The sequence below is a fragment of the Paenibacillus sp. MDMC362 genome (assembly GCF_003269305.1).
Taxonomy (GTDB): Bacteria; Bacillota; Bacilli; order Paenibacillales; family Paenibacillaceae; genus Paenibacillus_AQ.
Window position 1 is genome coordinate 79,254 of sequence record NZ_QLYT01000015.1, and the last position, 16,207, is coordinate 95,460.

The window sequence follows — 16,207 nt, forward strand, 5'->3', positions numbered from 1 at the left end:
GGGTTAGAATGGAGCAGCAATTAGAGGAACTGATTGATCGTTATCAACGAGACTATTATTTATCCGGGAACATACATATTTCCAAAGAAGGCAAAACCTTATTCAGTAAATCCTACGGGCAAGCCAGCATTCAGCTTGGCGTCCCCAATGACAAGGATACGAAATTTCATATTGCCTCAGTCACCAAGATGTTCATCGCAGCTGCCACCCTCAAACTCTATGAACAAGGGCTGATTAGTCTTGATGATCATCCGGGTACCTATGTTGACGCCTTTAAGGCTCTCCATCCGAAGATCACGATCCATCATTTATTGAGCCATTCAGCAGGGCTGCATGATATTTATGCCGTACCTGATCTTACATATGAGATGAGCAAATTAAGTGTGGAGAAGCGAGCGTTTATCCCATACCTCGTCGGACTCAAACAGAATTTCATTCCGGGTGAGCGTTGGGAATACAGCAGCACCGGGTTTATCATGCTGGGGTATATACTAGAGGCCGTGACGGAGATGAAGTATGAGGAAAGTTTGAATTCCTGGTTCTTCTCGCCTTTGCACATGGGATCGACAGGGGTTGATTGTCCTCGTCAGATCAATTCAGGCAGAGCATACGGACACGCATGGGGAAATAATCAGCTGATAAACGCTGACAATGACAGGCTTAGCACGGTTCAAGCTCCAGGCGAGCTGTATTCTACGGTGCAAGACCTGAATACGTGGTGTGAAGCCCTTTTCAAAGGTAAAATCCTTCAGCCGGAAACGATGGATAAAATGTTTGCACCGTACTATACGACAACATTTGACCCGAACTTAAACTATGGATATGGATGGTTCCTGGGGCCTGACTTTCGGTTAATTGCCGGAGGAACTCCGGGATTTCGATCCGAAATTTGGCACTATCCAGTTCAAGATCTACGGATTGTCATGCTATGGAATTATGAGAAAGTAGATTCGCACCAGCTGTTCCGGATGATTAAACCTCTATTGTTTCATACGTAAAATGAAGGAAACGACTACAAGATCAATCGGGAACCAAGCAAGCATGTAATTATTTTGGTCATTATCACTTTCGAGAGGAGCCTTACATGAGAAGCATCAAACCAGGTCGGGGACCCTCGGCTATGGGCGCGGTTGGCAGTGCTGCAATTGGCGTATTTGGGGTATTCTGGACGATTTCGGCAGCAAATATTGGGGCCCCCGTCTTTTTTGTCCTATTCGGGGTCGTCTTTGTCGGTGTCGCGGTTGTGCAGGGGATTTTTCATCTTAAAAATGCTACGGGAGCTAACCGCATGTCCGTCTATGATATTACCGACGACGAACCGGATCCATTAGATCCTTACCTTCAAGCGAATGCAAGGCAAAGCGTCAACGAAGGTTTTAAACAGGATGGCGATTTCAATTTCTGCCCGTATTGCGGGAGAGCCATCAAACATGAAACGTACCAATATGGTCCGAAGTGCGGTAATGACATTGGGGAGAGGCAGTAATCTTGCTGGATAATGCATATTAATGCCGAGATAGGAGGATGAATAATGGGCTTTCATGACACGTACAGATTCGGTGTGCACGCCATCATATCGAACGCCGACGGCAAGCTGCTCTTATTAAAACGGACCTACGGGAACAAAGGATGGAGTTTGCCCGGAGGCGGGGTCGACCCCGGCGAAACGATCCATGAAGCGATATTTCGCGAATGCCGCGAGGAACTGGGCCTCACCCTGCAGGATGCGGTCTTGACCGGATTTTATTATCACAGTCATATCAACGTGCAGGTCGGCATATTCCGCTGTTCGATCCCTCTTCATGAGGAAATTATCCTTAGTTCGGAGCATTCGGAGTATAAATGGGCCGAGTTGTCGGAGCTGAGCGACGTTCAGCGGTTAAGGGCCGAGGATGCATTGGCTTATCAAGGAGAAGTCAAAAGCCGAGCGTTTTAGCATTTCATCCTGTTCTTCAAAGACCGGATCACCGACACTGGTCCCAGGCACAACATCAGGGTTACGCTAACGAACCCCGTTGACGATGTTCCATCCGAAGCGGCAGACGTTACATCCATAAAGACGTCCATCATATAAAAAAGAGGCTAACCGTGAGAGTGGTTAGCCTCTTTGATTTCAGTTAAACCCGATTGCTGCTCATGACCTGGGATCATGGCAGGCATGTGGAGAAATCTCTTACTCTTTCAAAGAGCCAATCAACAGCCCTTTTATAAAATACCGCTGCAGGAACGGATAGAACAGCACCACCGGCCCGATCGTCAGAATAGCGGTGGCCATCTTCACCGATTCCTGAGGGAGCGTCTGGCTGCCGAGGATGGCTCCGCTGCTCTGCATCTGCTGGATCATGCTGATCTCGGAGTTCAGCTTAAACAGCAGATATTGCAGGGGATACAACTTCTCGTTGTCCACCAGCATGATGGCGTTGAACCAGTTGTTCCAGTAGGCAATGCCGTAAAACAGCGTAATCGTGGCCAGAACGGGCATGCAGAGCGGGAAGTAGATCCGGAACGCGATATAGAAGTCGCTCGCGCCGTCGATCTTGGCCGCCTCCGTCAGGGAAGGCGGAATTTGGGACATATAGTTGCGCACGAGAAACAGGTTGAACGGGTTGAACACCAGGGAAGGAATGATCAGGGCCCAGATGGTGTTGTTCATGCCGAGATTCAGGTTGATCAGATACCAGGGCACCAGGCCCGTGTTAAACACCATCGTAATGAAAAAGAACAATCCGAGCCCGTTGCGGTAACGGATATGCTTGGCGGCCAGCGTATATCCGGCCATGGACGTGATGGTGACCGCAAGGATCGTGCCGACGACCGTTACGATGATCGAGATCATGTAACTCCGGTACAGCGGCGTGCTGCCGAACAGGAGCAGCTTGTAGGCATCCAGCGACAGCTCGCTCGGAAACAGCTGGTAGCCGAATTGTTTAATGCTGGCTTCGTCGGTGAAGGACACCATGAGCACAAGCAGCATCGGCAGGATGCAGAGAATGGAGATGATGCCGATCAGCGCGGCATTCACGGCATCGAAAAATTTAGGTCTGGACGTCATCTAGATTACGCTCCCTTCCGAATGATTCCGGCTTGCTTTAGAACAAGGCATGGTCCGGATTCACCTTCTTCACGATTTTGTTGCTGCCCCATACGAGAATAAAGCCGACCACGGATTGATACAGTCCGACGGCCATGGCTTGTGCCGGATTCCCGATGGTGCGTAGGGAACGGAACACATAGGTGTCGATGACGTCGACGGTCGGATACAGCAGCCCGTTGTCCTTCACGATGGCATAGATCATGTCGAAGCTGCCGTACATGATTTTGCCCAAGGCCAGCAGTGTCAGGATGGATATGGTCGGCAGCATGAGCGGAATGGTGATATGGCGGATGAGCTGCCACCGGGTAGCGCCGTCGATCCGCCCGGCTTCGTAATAACTGTCATCAATCCCGGTAATGGCCGCCAAATAGATGACGAGATTCATCCCGAGGTCCTTCCAAACCGCCGCGGTTGTTAGAATCCACGTCCAGTATTGCGGGGAGGCGTACCAGTTGACGGGGTCGACATGGAAGAACGCCAGGATCCGGTTAAGGATACCGTAGTCGGTCGACAGCAAGCTGTAGATGATGTAGCTCACGATAACCCAGGACAAGAAATGCGGGAACAAAATCGTGGATTGGGTCACCCTCGAGAACCAGCGGCTGCGGAGCTCATTGAACAGAATGGCCAGCGCCATGGCGGCGAGCGTGCCGACGATGATGAATAGAAAATTGAGCTTCAAGGTGTTGAAGGTGACCTCCCAAGCCCGGGGCGACGAGAAGAAAAACTTGAAATTGTCAAAACCGACCCAGGCCGAATTGAAGAGACCCGTCTTGAAGTTGAATTTCTGAAACGCAATGAGCATGTACGGAAGCGTGAAATAACCGAAGACCAGCGTATAAATGGCTGCCGGTACGACGAGCAGGTAGGCGGATCCGTTCGAGCGAATTTCGCGCAGGAAGCCGGAGCGACTTTTTTTCATGAGTAGGCACGTCCTTTCGTAATTGATGGGGGCAGTACGCCTAGCAGTTCTGATTCGAGTGTAAAGAGAGTTGCCGCGTGCAGTAAACTATGAAAATGGAGTTTGAGTGGATTGAAGGGGGGAACGCCTGCTTTAAAAAACGGAAAAAACTTCGAATTTGAGTATTTCACAAAGCGTGGCCAAGATTAAATAATGACCAAAAAAGCTCGGTATCATAAGGGTTTTGGCTGATGAATTCTATAAAGAGAGGCTTGAGGAGGGAAATTAAGAATGCGTTTTCATATTGATGAATGCCCTGAGCAAATGTAAGATGAGAGTAAAATATGAAATCGTTCCAAGTGATCGGATCGTTAGGAAACACCATCAAACTAACATATAGATTACATATAATGTTAGCGATGTTCATGAAGCATGAAGATTTCACCTAAACTATACAGATCAAATAACAGGGAGGGAGAATATGATCCGGCAGCGATTATTCCGTTATGCGGTGTATCGAAATATGTTTCTCAGCTTTATTTTGCTTACGTCAGCCATGATTGCCCTCGTAACCGTCGTCCTGTACATGATGTTCTCCTGGAGCACCGCGAAGGAGGTAGGGAAAATATCCGAATCGATGCTGAAGCAGAACAGCGCCGTATCCAGCGTTATCCGGGACCAGGTGTATAACGTGGGCAACCTGCTGCTCAGCGACAAGGAGATCGTGAACGCCCTCTTGGACAAAGAGGCCGATCCGGTGAAACAGTATGGGGTATTCGGCACTCTTAACCGAGTCCAGTCCACCTATCCGTTCATCCATTCGATCGGGATCTACAACGGCTTGAATAACACGTATCTGAATACGAAGGGGATTACCAAGGAGCAGGAGAAGGCGCTGTTGGAGGAGATCAACAGCAAGAATACATCTTATTTTCATCTGTTCCCGCGCAAGATTTCTTCCGCCACTTCCGCTTCGGCCAACCGGAGCGAAGACGTCCTTACCTTCGTTCTCCTTCCGAGCTATTATTCGCCGCTAAGCTCCAAAGGCGCAATCGTAATCAACATGAGTACCGAAACCATCCAGGATCTGATCGGAGGCTACCGCAACGAAGCGGTGGATTCGCTGCACGTCATTGACGACAGGGGAACCATCATCACCCATTCGGATCGGTCCCGGTTCATGGAGGATATATCGCAGGAGCCCTATATCCAGTCCATTCTGGGATCGGACGCGGAAAGCGGTTACTTCACTCGCTCCATCGACGGCCGCAAGAGTCTCGTTACCTACGTGAAATCCAAGGATATGAATTGGACGTTTATCAGTGTAAGCCAATATCAAAATCTGCTGTTCAACATGCAGGCCCTCCGGACGTCTGCGCTGGTTCTCGCTTTGGCCTGCTTCGCCGTCAGCATATTCTTGTCGATCTGGCTGACGCATCATGCGTACAACCCGATTCGCCACCTGTTGGAGAAAATGAGCGCCATACCGAAAATGAAGGAAAACCGGCGGCAAATCAACGAATTTGCCATACTGGATACCACTTACGCCGAAATGACGGAGAAAATGAAGTCGATGGAGTCCGAGGCTTCCGCCACCCGGCAGGCGCATGTGCTGCAGCTGCTGAAAGGCGGCGACGAGACGGCATTCCGCCGACTGGCCCGAGAAGGCAAGGGGCCCTATTTCTTGGCTGCCGTCCTTCTGCTCGACAGCTTAGACGGCTCGCCTGGCGGAGAGGACGAAGAGCTGCAGTCCTATTCCTCCGCAGCCGTCGCCCGGGCGGCCCAGCAGATGCTGGAACCGGAGGGAGCGAGCGTGGCAACGGTAGGGGACGGGACCATTGCAATCATTCTCCCTATGAAGCAGAGCCGGCCTCCACTCCATGTCGTGGGCATGCTGGAGGAACTGCAGGGCGAGATGCTCCGCACGCTCCGCGTGTCTGTTACCGTGGGCATCGGAACGTCAGCGCAGACCTACGAAGAGCTGCGCGAATCGTTCGATTGCGCACAGTCCTGCTTCCAGCAGCGCTTCTTCGAAGGCAAAGGCCGGATATTCCATGGCGATCCTGTCATCGCCGCGGAGTCGGAGCATTCCGAGGCGCAGTATCCGGACAAGCGGGAGAAGCGCATCATCGAGGCCATCAAGCTGCAGCAGCGGGATAAATTGGAGAAGGAAATCGATCAGTGGATCAAGGAAATTCGCGATTACAACTACCATGAAGTCATGTTTTTCATCAACCAGTTCATCGGCGGCCTGTACAAGCAGCTTAACGTCCATACGGTAAAAAATCGGGAAAGCGCGGATCTCTTCCTCGACTTTACGCGCCGGATTACCCGCTTTCAGACGCTGCAGGAAACAGCGAAAGCCCTGAAGGATCTCGCCCTTAGGCTCTGCAGCTTGTCCGAGGAATCGGGAGCGGTTCGGCATGCGGAGGTGGTTGATTTTATCCAGATGTACGTACGAAAGCATTATGCAAGGCCGGATATGTCGCTCGAGCAGGTTGCGGGCGAGGTGAAGCTGTCCCGCAGCTATGTCGGCAAGCTGTTCAAGGCGCATTGCGAGCTGTCGTTCAACGATTACCTGAATGCCGTTCGTCTGGAGAAGGCGCGGGAGCTTCTCGCAAGCACCGAGGAGTCGGTTCAATCGATCAGCGAGCAGGTGGGCATTCTGAATACGACCTATTTCTACACGCTGTTTAAAAAGCACTACCAGATCTCGCCGGCCCAGTTCCGAAGCCAGCATGCGATCGAGACGAAAAAGGCGCAGTGACGGGCAGATTAATTGCGGGTTCAAAAGGTCGACTTTTCAGCACCGAGAAGGTTGGATGAAGCTAGGGACTGAGTAGCGGAGCGTAGGCAATCCTACGTGAGCAACGGAAGGCCCGGCTGAATTCAAGATTCGACGTCGAGACTGCTTCCTTACCTGCCTCGTGATCAAAAGATGACTTTCTGAACAACCTTTTAATGTGTTTTAAAATGGCGAAAACCATCATTTTGAAGTATACGTCATCCCTAATGTCTTCTTAAGATAGGAATCGTACCGCATGACAAACCAAATGAAGACAGGGGGACACATGCATGAAAAAAAGGAAAGCGCTAGCACTATGGTTGGCCGCGATATTCATGGTATCTGTAATCGCAGGCTGCTCCGGCGGGGGGGATGCCGGCGGCGAGAACGGATCGGCGAGCGGCGAGAATGACGGCAGGGACAAGCTGCCGGTCCGGTATCTGCTTCCGGGCTCCGCTCCTCAGGATTTGGATGCGGCGGTCCAAGCGATCAACGAGAAGCTGGAGGCCGACGGTCTGAACCTTACGTACGAACCGACGTATATCGCGTGGGACGTATGGGATCAGAAGACCAACCTCATGATGTCGACGGGCGAGGAATTCGAGCTGATTGCCATCATGCACGATACCAAAGGACCGACGGTGCTTGCCGGCAGCGGCGGTATCATTCCGATCGACGATCTGCTGGATCAGTATGGCACCGAGCTGAAAGCCTCGATGCCGGACTGGATCTGGGAGTCGTCGAAAATCAACGGCAAGACCACGTACGTGCCGAACTTTTGGGCGGATACCGCTTATAACGATGGCATGTTCACGATCCGCACCGATCTGCTAGAGAAAAACGGCCTGAAGCCACCGACATCGCCGGAAGAGCTGCTCGATGCAGCCGAGACGCTCCAGAAGAACTGGCCGCAGGACAACAAGAACGTATATATCAAGATGCTGGAGGAGCCTGCCTACTTCCTGCATACAACCTATGACACCTATCCGTTTACCGTGGCCGACAACATGATTTACATCGACCAGCAGGGGAACGTGAAGTCCTGGTTCGAAACCGAGGAGTTCAAAAAAGACGTGTTGTTCATGAACGAGGCTTACAAGCGCGGGCTGATCATGAGCGATCTGCTTACGACGCCGACGGAGGTTATCAACCAGGAGGAGCTGGCAGGACGTTATCTCTACCGTCCGGGCGACGTCGGCTTGAGCGATGCCATTCTTCAAACGTTCCCGGATGCGAAGCTGGATATTTATTATTTGGCCGACCAGCCGAAATTCAGATCCTACGCGATCCGCAATTCCAACGGGATCTCGGCCACGTCTCCGCACCCGGAGGCCGGCATTCAATTTTTGAACTGGGTATACAGCAGTCAGGAGAACATGGATCTCGTTCAAAGCGGCGTGAAGGATGTGCATTGGAAGGATACCGGCAAGAATACCAAGGACTATCTGGCCAAGAACGAGAACGGTTCCCCGGCTTATGAGCTTCCGTACTGGCTGCTTGGCCACGTTGAGATGAATCGTTATCCAACGAATACGGACCCAGCGCGTCTGGAGCGCCGCACAACGGTATCGGACGACGCCGTGAACAGCATCACGATCGGCTTCACCTTCGATCCGACCAACGTTGCTTCGCAATACGCCAACTGCATCGCCGAGCTGAAGACCAGCGTTTATCCGGTCATGCACGGGGTCGTGAAATACGAGGACGCCTACGATAAAATGCTGGCCGCCATGAAGTCCGCTGGAATCGATGAGGTCGTTGATGAATACAAACGGCAATTCGATGAATGGAGAGCCGGTCAGTCGTAAGTATAGGCACCACGAACACTAAGAAATAAAGGAACAGGGCAATCCTTTCCCGGTTTTGTAACCGGGGAGGGATTGCTTTTTTTCGTGCGCTGCCATGGGGCGTTCTATGAGGGGGAGCGAAGGGATGCCATAGGGTTTCCTGAGAAGACTCCAAGTGGATTCGAAAGTGCACAACGTTATCGTTTAAGACTTCAATTCTCCGATATTGGCCAAATTCAAAGTTTTCTCTCAAAAGTAAAGTGTTCAAGACAGGGATTCTCGGGCTAGAGTATAGGTCATAAGAAGCCTTGTGACTGCTCAAAGAGCCAGAAGCGTAATATCCATCAAGGCTGACCTCACGGCAAGAGCCGTGCAGAATAAGGGGGACGTTGTTCATGATCAAGCAAGCTCAAGCCATCCGGGAAGGCTGGCAATGGTTTACGGAGAGCCGGTACGGCATGTTTATTCATTTCGGGCCTTATGCCCAATACGGGCGCGGTGAGCAGGTACTGTTCCGGGAACATTTGGACCAGGCCGAATACGCGCGGAAAGCTTGCGAGTGGAATCCGGTTTTTTTTGACGCCGAGCTTTGGGCGTACACCGCGCGCAAGGCGGGGATGAGATATGCCTGCTTAACGACGCGGCATCATGACGGATATTGCTTGTGGGATACGGCCACAACGGATTATTCCAGCGCGAAGCAGGCGCCCGGCAGGGATCTGGTGCGCGAATTTACCGATGCGTTCCGGGCCCAGGGGCTTCGGGTCGGCTTATATTATTCCTGGATCGATTGGCGGATCCCGGCTTATTTCGACGGACCGGAGAAGGATCCCGAGGGCTGGGAGACGATGAAGCAGTATTTGCATGCCCAAGTGGAAGAGCTGGTCGCGAAATACGGGCGCATCGATCATTTCTTTTTTGACGGGGTGTGGCCGCGAACCGCGGAGGACTTGGACAGCATCAAGCTCGTGGAACGGATGAAGTCGATTCAGCCGGATATCCTGGTCAACAACCGTCTTGGACTGTCCGAGGAGGAGAAGCTGCATGCGGACGGCGGCGGCGGCTCGGGCGATTCCGAGGTGCTTGGCGACTTCGGCTCGCCGGAGCATGTCATCGTCCCGGATCAGAAGCGGCTGTGGGAATCCAGCCAGGTCACCACGTGGAGACTGTGGGGGTACACGAACGGCGAACGATGGCGTCCGGCCGACGTTCTGCTCGACATGCTGTGCGAGTGCGCGGAAAAAGGGGGGACCGTGGGCGGCAATCTGCTGCTTAACGTCGGACCGCAGCCCGACGGACAGCTTCCGCCGGCCTTCGTGGAGCGTGCGCTGAAGATCGGAGAGTGGCTGGACGTTCATGGCGAGGCCATCTACGGCTCCGACGGGGGGAACCTCACGGAGTTCATCACCTATGGACGGCAGACAATGAAAGACAACAAGCTGTATCTCATCATTCGCTTCTGGGATGGGAGGCCGGGGCTGAGGCTTGCAGATCTGGTGACCCCGGTATCACGGGTGACGCTGCTGACAACGGGGCAGGAGCTGTCGTTCCGGCAGGAGGGCGACGTGCTGTGGATCGAAGGGCTGCCGCGGGAGCGTCCGACCGAGCTGTTCCCGGTCATCCGCATCGAATGCGAGGAGCGGCCGCAGACCAATGAATGGGGAGTGTACCGCCTCTGGACCGGCGATCCTTCCCGGATCGCCGACTGGGCCCGGACGCGCGGAACATCCGTGTACGTTGACGGCCAGCCGCGGACGAGAAAGGAGTAAGCGATGAGAACGCTGGTATTTTACGACGAGCATTTTCCTTACGAAGGCGAACGTCCGTCTGCAGAGGCACTGGATCGATTGCGGGAATGGGCGGTGGTCGCCGGTGCCGCGGATGTGGCTGAGCAGCTGACGGTTGGCGGCTGGGACACGCTGATTCATCTGCACGGGTCGTACTTTCCGAAAGCGGCTTGGGCGGCCATCGAAGGCCACCTGAAGGCCGGCGGCGGTCTGGTCCATGCGGGGGGCGTGCCTTTCCGCAGGCCGGTTCGAGAGCAGAACGGAAGCTGGCATGCCGAACGCGAGCAGCTGGCTTATCATCAGCGAATGGATATCCATGATGCACTGGCGGTTGACGTATCGCGGGTCCGGGAGCTGAAGGCCTCCGCCGAATATCCGATCCTGCAGGGACGCGAGGAGCAGTTCGGCATGGAGCCGACCTGGGGATTGACGCTGCACCCGACCAAAGCGAGCGACATCCCGGCCGAGATGGGAGCATGCGGTCCGATGGACGCCGTCATCTCGGCGCTCCTGATCGGCGTAGACCGTGATCGGCGCGAGCGGTCCGCGCCGGTTGTTATGCTGGAGCAGCATAAGGGCGATTACGCCGGGGGCCGCTGGATTCTGATCAACCAGCAGCTGAGGGCATCGTTCTGGGAGACGAAAGGGATGGACGTCCTGCAGGATCTGGCCGAATACGCGGGAACAGGCGTGACGGAGCTGTGGCTGAAGCCGAACTATGCCTCCTACGAGCCGGGCGAGCAGATGCGGTTGACGATCCAGCTGCAGTCGTTGTCCCGGACGTCCGCCCCGGCGCAGACCTGGCATTTTGCGGTGAGTCTTATCAAGGAAGACGGCGGCGAGACCGTCTGGACCGGACACGAGAAGTCGGAAGCCGGCATGCAGCAGCGGGATCTGCAGCAGCTTCGCTTGTCCGTACCCGTACGGCTCGAAGCGGGCTTGTACCGGATCGTTTGCGAAGCCGAGTCCGATTCCGGGGAGCGCCGCACCCTGACCCAGGCGGTATGGGGCGTCGATCGTCCGCTGCTGCAGGCGGGAGAGCGGCTGGAATGCGGGCGCGATTACTTCCGCCGCGGCGGACGGACGGTTCCGATCGTTGGCATGACGTACATGACCTCCGACGTCGCGCGCAAATTCCTCCATCTGCCGAACGTGCAGCGTTGGGATGCGGATATGGCGGAGATGAAGCGGGCAGGAATCAACCTGATCCGGACGGGCATATGGACGGGGTACCGGATGATTATGTTTGCCGACGGCCATGCGGCCGAGGACGTTATGCGGGCGATCGATGCCTTTATCCTGACAGCCAAGCGGCATGAGCTGGAAGTGACGTTCACGTTCTTCTCGTTTGCGCCCGAAGCCTGGGAAGGCGTGAACCCCTACCTGGATCCGCGATCGGTGGAGGCGCAAAAGCGCTTCGTCGCCTCCATCGTCGGACGTCACAGGGGCACGACCAATGTGCATTGGGACCTGATCAACGAGCCTTCGCTGTTCGATCCGAAGCGAATCTTCGAGGGGCCGGTATCGATCGGGGACCGGTTCGAGCGGCAAGCCTGGTCCGAGTGGCTGCGGCAGCGCCACGGGGATGATCTGGCGCTGCTTCAGGAGCGCTGGAACATGACGCCGGGCGAGCTGCCTTCATTCGAGTCGGCGCCTGCGCCGAGTCCGGACGACAAGCTGTTCAACAGCGTGCTGCAGCCGAAGAAGTGGGGACCGTGGATCGACTTCACGCTGTTCACCATGGACATGCATAATCGGTGGGCGTCCGAGCTCATCGGCACCATTCGCCGCTTTGATCCCCGCCAGCTGGTAACGGTCGGGCAGGATGAGGGCATCTGCTCCCAGCGCCCGTCGCCTTCGTTCTACGGTCCCGCCGTCGATTACACGACGGTCCATTCCTGGTGGCAGAATGATCACCTGGCTTGGGACGGCATATTTACGAAAACGCCGGACAAGCCGAATCTGATTCAGGAGACCGGCATCATGCACGTACAGCGACCGGACGGCATCGCCAAGCGGACGGAGGAAGAGCTTCGCAGCATCCTGGAGCGGAAGTATGCGTATTCGTTCTCGACCGGGGGGGCGGGTGCCGTGCAGTGGATTTGGAATATTAACTACTTCATGGACAATGCCAACGAATCCAACATCGGGGCGCTTCGGGCGGACGGAACGCAGAAGCCCGAGGCCGATGTGTCCTATGACTTCGGCCGCTTCATGAAGGAAGCAGCCGGCCTGTTCGACGATGAACGTCAGCTGGAGGATATTGCCGTCGTTTACCCGTATTCGAACGATTTTTCCAGCCGCAAGCTGGCCTACGAGGCAACGACGAGAGCCATGCGCGCGTTGACGTTTGGCATGAACGTCCACCCGCGGGGCATCGGCGAATATCAGCTGGGGGACCTGAAGCGCTATCCGGCCAAGCTGATCATCGTGCCGAGCGCGCATAATTTCGACGATGGCGCGTTTGCCCAGCTTCTTGATTTGGCAAGGGAAGGGAGCACGGTCTTGTGGACCGGGCCGCTTCGCACCGATGCGTATTGGGGACCGGCACCGCATCGTCTGCGGCAGGAGATCGGCGAAACCGTCCATGCCAACGTTCTTCGGGAAGAAACGCTGGAGCTGGCGGGAGAGCATTTCGCCGTTTCGTTTGGCGAACGGAAGATTAACGCGCTGGCGGTGGATCGTCCGGCAGGCCGGCTGGATGGGGCGCTGGCACCCGTCATAGTGACCTTGGGCTTGGGACGGTTCATCTGGTGCCCGCTCCCGGTCGAGATGAACGAGCGCTGGGAGCCGATCCAGGCGCTTTACGCAGAAGCTATCCGATCCGCAGCCGTTCCGCCTGAGCTGGAATGGCTGAAGGGAGGCGAGCTTCCGGGCATCTACGGCCGCAAGCTGGCGTTCGGCCAAGGAAGCTTGTACGTCTTCGTCTCCGAGCATGGGGCAAGCGCAGAGGTCGAGGTAAAGGACCCGGCAACCGGAACGGTCTACGCCTTCGAATTGGAACGGGAGCGGACCGTGATGTTTACGACCGATGCCGGGGGACAAGTGCGGACGGTTTACCGGCCGGAGGAGGTTCGCATCCGGCAAAGCCAACCATCTTGAGGCGTGCTCACCCATGAAACGGTTGAAGAAGGTTCTTGCTGTTGACCTGGATCGACCCGGCGCGGCTTTCTGCATGGTACGCATAGTGGGAGGTTCTCCGTCCGATCGGATCGTGCCGGAGAGCCTTTTTCTTCCATCGGGAATATCGGAGGGGTTGCTGCTAAGGCGGCGTGGCGTTGAATCCGATAGAGACGAGCATAAGCCCGAACCCCAATAGGATGCGGAACATTCAACGAGCGTTCGCATTCTTTTTGTACGATACTTTTTGAACGATTTAACAGGAAAAAGAAAGGGTGTGCGCCATGGACTACAGGGAGGCTGCATGGCCAATTTCGCGGCGGGTCGAGGACTTGCTGGAGCGGATGACGGCCGAGGAGAAAATCGGTCAGCTGATCCAGCCGTTCGGCTGGAAAGCTTACATAAGGAACGACGACGGTACGATCAAACTAACCGAGGAGTTCAAGTCGCAGTTTGCGGAGGGAGGAATCGGTTCCTTGTATGGTACACTGCGGGCCGATCCATGGACCGGAGTGACGCTGACGAACGGACTGTCCCCGCGGGAAGGTGCGGAAGCGGTTAATGCGATTCAGCGTTATGCGATGGAGCACTCGCGACTGGGGATTCCGATTCTGTTCGGGGAAGAATGCTCCCACGGACATATGGCAATCGGGGCGACGGTGTTCCCCGTACCGCTCACGATCGGAAGCACCTGGAACACGGAACTGTTCCGCAGCATAAGCCGCGCCGTTGCCGCCGAGACAAGAGCTCAGGGGGGAGCGGCCACCTATTCGCCGGTGCTGGACGTGGTACGGGATCCTCGGTGGGGGCGTACCGAAGAAACCTTCGGCGAGGACCCCCATTTGGTGGCCGAATTCGCGGTTGCCGCCGTGCGGGGACTGCAAGGCGAGCGCCTCGATTCGCATACCAGCCTGCTGGCAACGCTGAAGCATTTCGCAGGCTACGGCGCCTCCGAAGGTGGACGCAACGGGGCCCCCGTTCATATGGGTCTTCGGGAGCTTCACGAAGTCGATCTGCTGCCGTTCCGCAAGGCCGTTGAAGCGGGTGCCTTGTCGATCATGACGGCCTATAATGAAATCGACGGAGTCCCCTGCACGTCCAGCCGGTACCTCCTGCAAGACGTTCTTCGCGAGGCGTGGGGCTTTGGCGGCTTCGTCATTACCGATTGCGGCGCGATCCATATGTTGGCATGCGGTCACAATACGGCCGGATCAGGCGTGGAGGCGGCAGCCCAATCGCTGAAGGCTGGTGTCGACATGGAGATGTCGGGGACGATGTTTCGGGCACATCTTCACCAAGCTTTGGAGCAAGGGCTGGTCTCTGAAGACGATCTGAATATGGCAGCCGGACGCGTGTTGGAATTGAAGTTTCGTCTGGGGCTCTTTGATCGGCCTTACGTGGATCCAGCCTGGGCAGAGCAGGTCATAGGCTGCAAGGAGCATCTCGCTCTGGCTTACCAGGCTGCGGCTGAAGGCATCGTGCTCCTGAAGAACGAGGGGGACCTGCTGCCTCTGGATTCGGGCAGCGGAACCATTGCCGTCATTGGCCCCAACGCCCATGCGCCGTACCATCAGCTTGGCGATTATACCTCCCCACAGCCGCCGGGGCAGATCGTAACGGTGCTGGACGGCATCCGCCGACGGCTGGGAGACAGCCGCGTGCTGTATGCGCCGGGCTGCCGCATACAAGGCGATTCAAGGGAAGGGTTTCCTCGGGCGCTGGCATGCGCCGAGCAAGCCGACGTCACCGTGATGGTGCTTGGAGGCTCCAGCGCACGGGATTCCGGGGAGGGCACCATCGATCTGAGAACCGGTGCCTCGGTCGTGACCGGGCATGCCGAGAGCGATATGGAATGCGGGGAAGGGATTGACCGCTCGACCCTGACGCTGATGGGCGTGCAGCTGGAGCTGCTGCAGGAGCTCCACAAGCTCGGAAAGCCGCTGATTGTTGTCTATATCAACGGACGGCCGATTACGGAGCCGTGGATCGATGAGCACATCCCTTCCATCGTGGAAGCTTGGTATCCCGGTCAGGAGGGAGGCGATGCCATTGCGGACATGCTGTTTGGGGATATCAACCCGTCCGGCCGTCTGCCGCTGTCCATTCCGAAGGAGGTTGGCCAGCTGCCGGTCTCTTACAATGCCAGACGGACCCGGGGCAAGCGTTACCTGGAGACGGATCTTGCGCCGCGGTATCCGTTCGGCTTCGGCTTAAGCTATACGGAATTCCGTTACGGCCGTCTGACGGTCGAGCCGGCCGTTGTTCCCATAGGCGGCGAAGCCACGGTCCGGATCGGCGTGACCAACGCGGGAGCACGGGACGGCGCGGAAGTCGTTCAGCTGTACGTATCGGATCTTGCCGCCTCCGTTACACGTCCCGAGAAGGCCTTGAAAGGGTTCTGCAAGGTGTTCCTGAAGGCGGGGGAAACGCAGGAAGTGACGTTCACCATCGGCAGCGAGCAGCTGGAAATGATCGACCTAGACCTGAAGCCGGTGGTGGAGCCCGGCGAGTTCCGCATCCAGGTCGGTCCCGACTCGACGAGAGGAGAGATCGCAAGCTTGATGGTGGAAGGCTAACCGGTTCGTCCCCCTCCAAAACATAAAGAATCTTAACGATGCAGGTTCAACCCGGCGAGAGTGGATATGCGGAAGTTGTTGGCCGTCCTGCTTAAGCCGGGCAACCGGTCGTAAAAAAGGGCATAACCGTTATGGTCCGTTTTCATCCTGTTCATCG

The 16,207-nt window shown here is 55.8% G+C and carries 11 protein-coding genes; 9 read left to right on the forward strand and 2 right to left on the reverse strand.

Features of this window, described 5'->3' with window-relative positions:
- The first annotated feature begins 8 nt into the window (after nt 1-8).
- The 3 genes from DP091_RS07360 (at nt 9) to DP091_RS07370 (ending at nt 1,936) form a co-directional block, all read left to right on the forward strand.
- On the forward strand, nt 9-998 hold the full coding sequence (locus DP091_RS07360; RefSeq protein WP_113057714.1) for a serine hydrolase domain-containing protein: 990 nt from the start codon (nt 9-11) through the stop codon (nt 996-998).
- Nucleotides 999-1,084: 86 nt separating this feature from the next.
- Nucleotides 1,085-1,486, forward strand: a complete 402-nt coding sequence (locus DP091_RS07365) for a zinc ribbon domain-containing protein (protein WP_113057715.1) — start codon at nt 1,085-1,087, stop codon at nt 1,484-1,486.
- A gap of 45 nt (nt 1,487-1,531) precedes the next feature.
- Nucleotides 1,532-1,936 carry an NUDIX hydrolase gene (locus DP091_RS07370; RefSeq protein WP_113057716.1) on the forward strand — a complete coding sequence of 135 codons (405 nt, stop codon included), beginning with the start codon at nt 1,532-1,534 and terminating at the stop codon, nt 1,934-1,936.
- 237 nt (nt 1,937-2,173) lie between these two features.
- Here the strand turns inward: DP091_RS07370 and DP091_RS07375 are convergent, their stop codons facing one another.
- Both DP091_RS07375 and DP091_RS07380 read right to left on the reverse strand, forming a co-directional pair.
- Nucleotides 2,174-3,052, reverse strand: coding sequence for a carbohydrate ABC transporter permease (locus tag DP091_RS07375; RefSeq protein WP_009590031.1), 879 nt, complete (start codon nt 3,050-3,052; stop codon nt 2,174-2,176).
- Nucleotides 3,053-3,089: 37 nt separating this feature from the next.
- A complete protein-coding gene (locus DP091_RS07380; RefSeq protein ID WP_100538391.1) occupies nt 3,090-4,016 on the reverse strand; it encodes an ABC transporter permease in 927 nt (308 codons plus the stop codon).
- 460 nt (nt 4,017-4,476) lie between these two features.
- Between DP091_RS07380 and DP091_RS07390 the strand changes: the two genes are divergently transcribed.
- The 6 genes from DP091_RS07390 to DP091_RS07410 all read left to right on the forward strand — a co-directional run bounded on the left by DP091_RS07390 (nt 4,477) and on the right by DP091_RS07410 (nt 16,050).
- On the forward strand, nt 4,477-6,762 hold the full coding sequence (locus DP091_RS07390; protein WP_113057718.1) for a helix-turn-helix domain-containing protein: 2,286 nt from the start codon (nt 4,477-4,479) through the stop codon (nt 6,760-6,762).
- A gap of 308 nt (nt 6,763-7,070) precedes the next feature.
- Nucleotides 7,071-8,588: an extracellular solute-binding protein gene (locus tag DP091_RS07395; RefSeq protein ID WP_113057719.1), complete on the forward strand. Its 1,518-nt coding sequence runs from the start codon at nt 7,071-7,073 to the stop codon at nt 8,586-8,588.
- A gap of 374 nt (nt 8,589-8,962) precedes the next feature.
- A complete protein-coding gene (locus tag DP091_RS07400) occupies nt 8,963-10,336 on the forward strand; it encodes an alpha-L-fucosidase (RefSeq protein ID WP_113057720.1) in 1,374 nt (457 codons plus the stop codon).
- A 3-nt stretch (nt 10,337-10,339) separates the two neighbouring features.
- Entirely contained in the window at nt 10,340-13,456 is a 3,117-nt protein-coding gene (locus DP091_RS07405) for an alpha-amylase family protein (protein ID WP_113057721.1), read from the forward strand.
- A gap of 13 nt (nt 13,457-13,469) precedes the next feature.
- Complete coding sequence (locus tag DP091_RS31110) at nt 13,470-13,673, forward strand: hypothetical protein (RefSeq protein ID WP_146746990.1); 204 nt, start codon at nt 13,470-13,472, stop codon at nt 13,671-13,673.
- Between the two features lie 85 nt (nt 13,674-13,758).
- Nucleotides 13,759-16,050: a glycoside hydrolase family 3 N-terminal domain-containing protein gene (locus tag DP091_RS07410; RefSeq protein ID WP_113057722.1), complete on the forward strand. Its 2,292-nt coding sequence runs from the start codon at nt 13,759-13,761 to the stop codon at nt 16,048-16,050.
- Nucleotides 16,051-16,207: the final 157 nt, after the last annotated feature.

Excerpts from the sequence above, each read along its gene's own strand:
- DP091_RS07360 (WP_113057714.1), top strand. The coding sequence starts at position 9 with ATGGAGCAGCAATTAGAGGAACTGATTGATCGTTATCAACGAGACTAT.
- DP091_RS07405 (WP_113057721.1), top strand. The coding sequence starts at position 10,340 with ATGAGAACGCTGGTATTTTACGACGAGCATTTTCCTTACGAAGGCGAA.
- DP091_RS07410 (WP_113057722.1), top strand. The coding sequence starts at position 13,759 with ATGGACTACAGGGAGGCTGCATGGCCAATTTCGCGGCGGGTCGAGGAC.
- DP091_RS07400 (WP_113057720.1), top strand. The coding sequence starts at position 8,963 with ATGATCAAGCAAGCTCAAGCCATCCGGGAAGGCTGGCAATGGTTTACG.
- DP091_RS07390 (WP_113057718.1), top strand. The coding sequence starts at position 4,477 with ATGATCCGGCAGCGATTATTCCGTTATGCGGTGTATCGAAATATGTTT.
- DP091_RS07375 (WP_009590031.1), bottom strand. The coding sequence starts at position 3,052 with ATGACGTCCAGACCTAAATTTTTCGATGCCGTGAATGCCGCGCTGATC.
- DP091_RS31110 (WP_146746990.1), top strand. The coding sequence starts at position 13,470 with ATGAAACGGTTGAAGAAGGTTCTTGCTGTTGACCTGGATCGACCCGGC.
- DP091_RS07395 (WP_113057719.1), top strand. The coding sequence starts at position 7,071 with ATGAAAAAAAGGAAAGCGCTAGCACTATGGTTGGCCGCGATATTCATG.
- DP091_RS07370 (WP_113057716.1), top strand. The coding sequence starts at position 1,532 with ATGGGCTTTCATGACACGTACAGATTCGGTGTGCACGCCATCATATCG.
- DP091_RS07365 (WP_113057715.1), top strand. The coding sequence starts at position 1,085 with ATGAGAAGCATCAAACCAGGTCGGGGACCCTCGGCTATGGGCGCGGTT.
- DP091_RS07380 (WP_100538391.1), bottom strand. The coding sequence starts at position 4,016 with ATGAAAAAAAGTCGCTCCGGCTTCCTGCGCGAAATTCGCTCGAACGGA.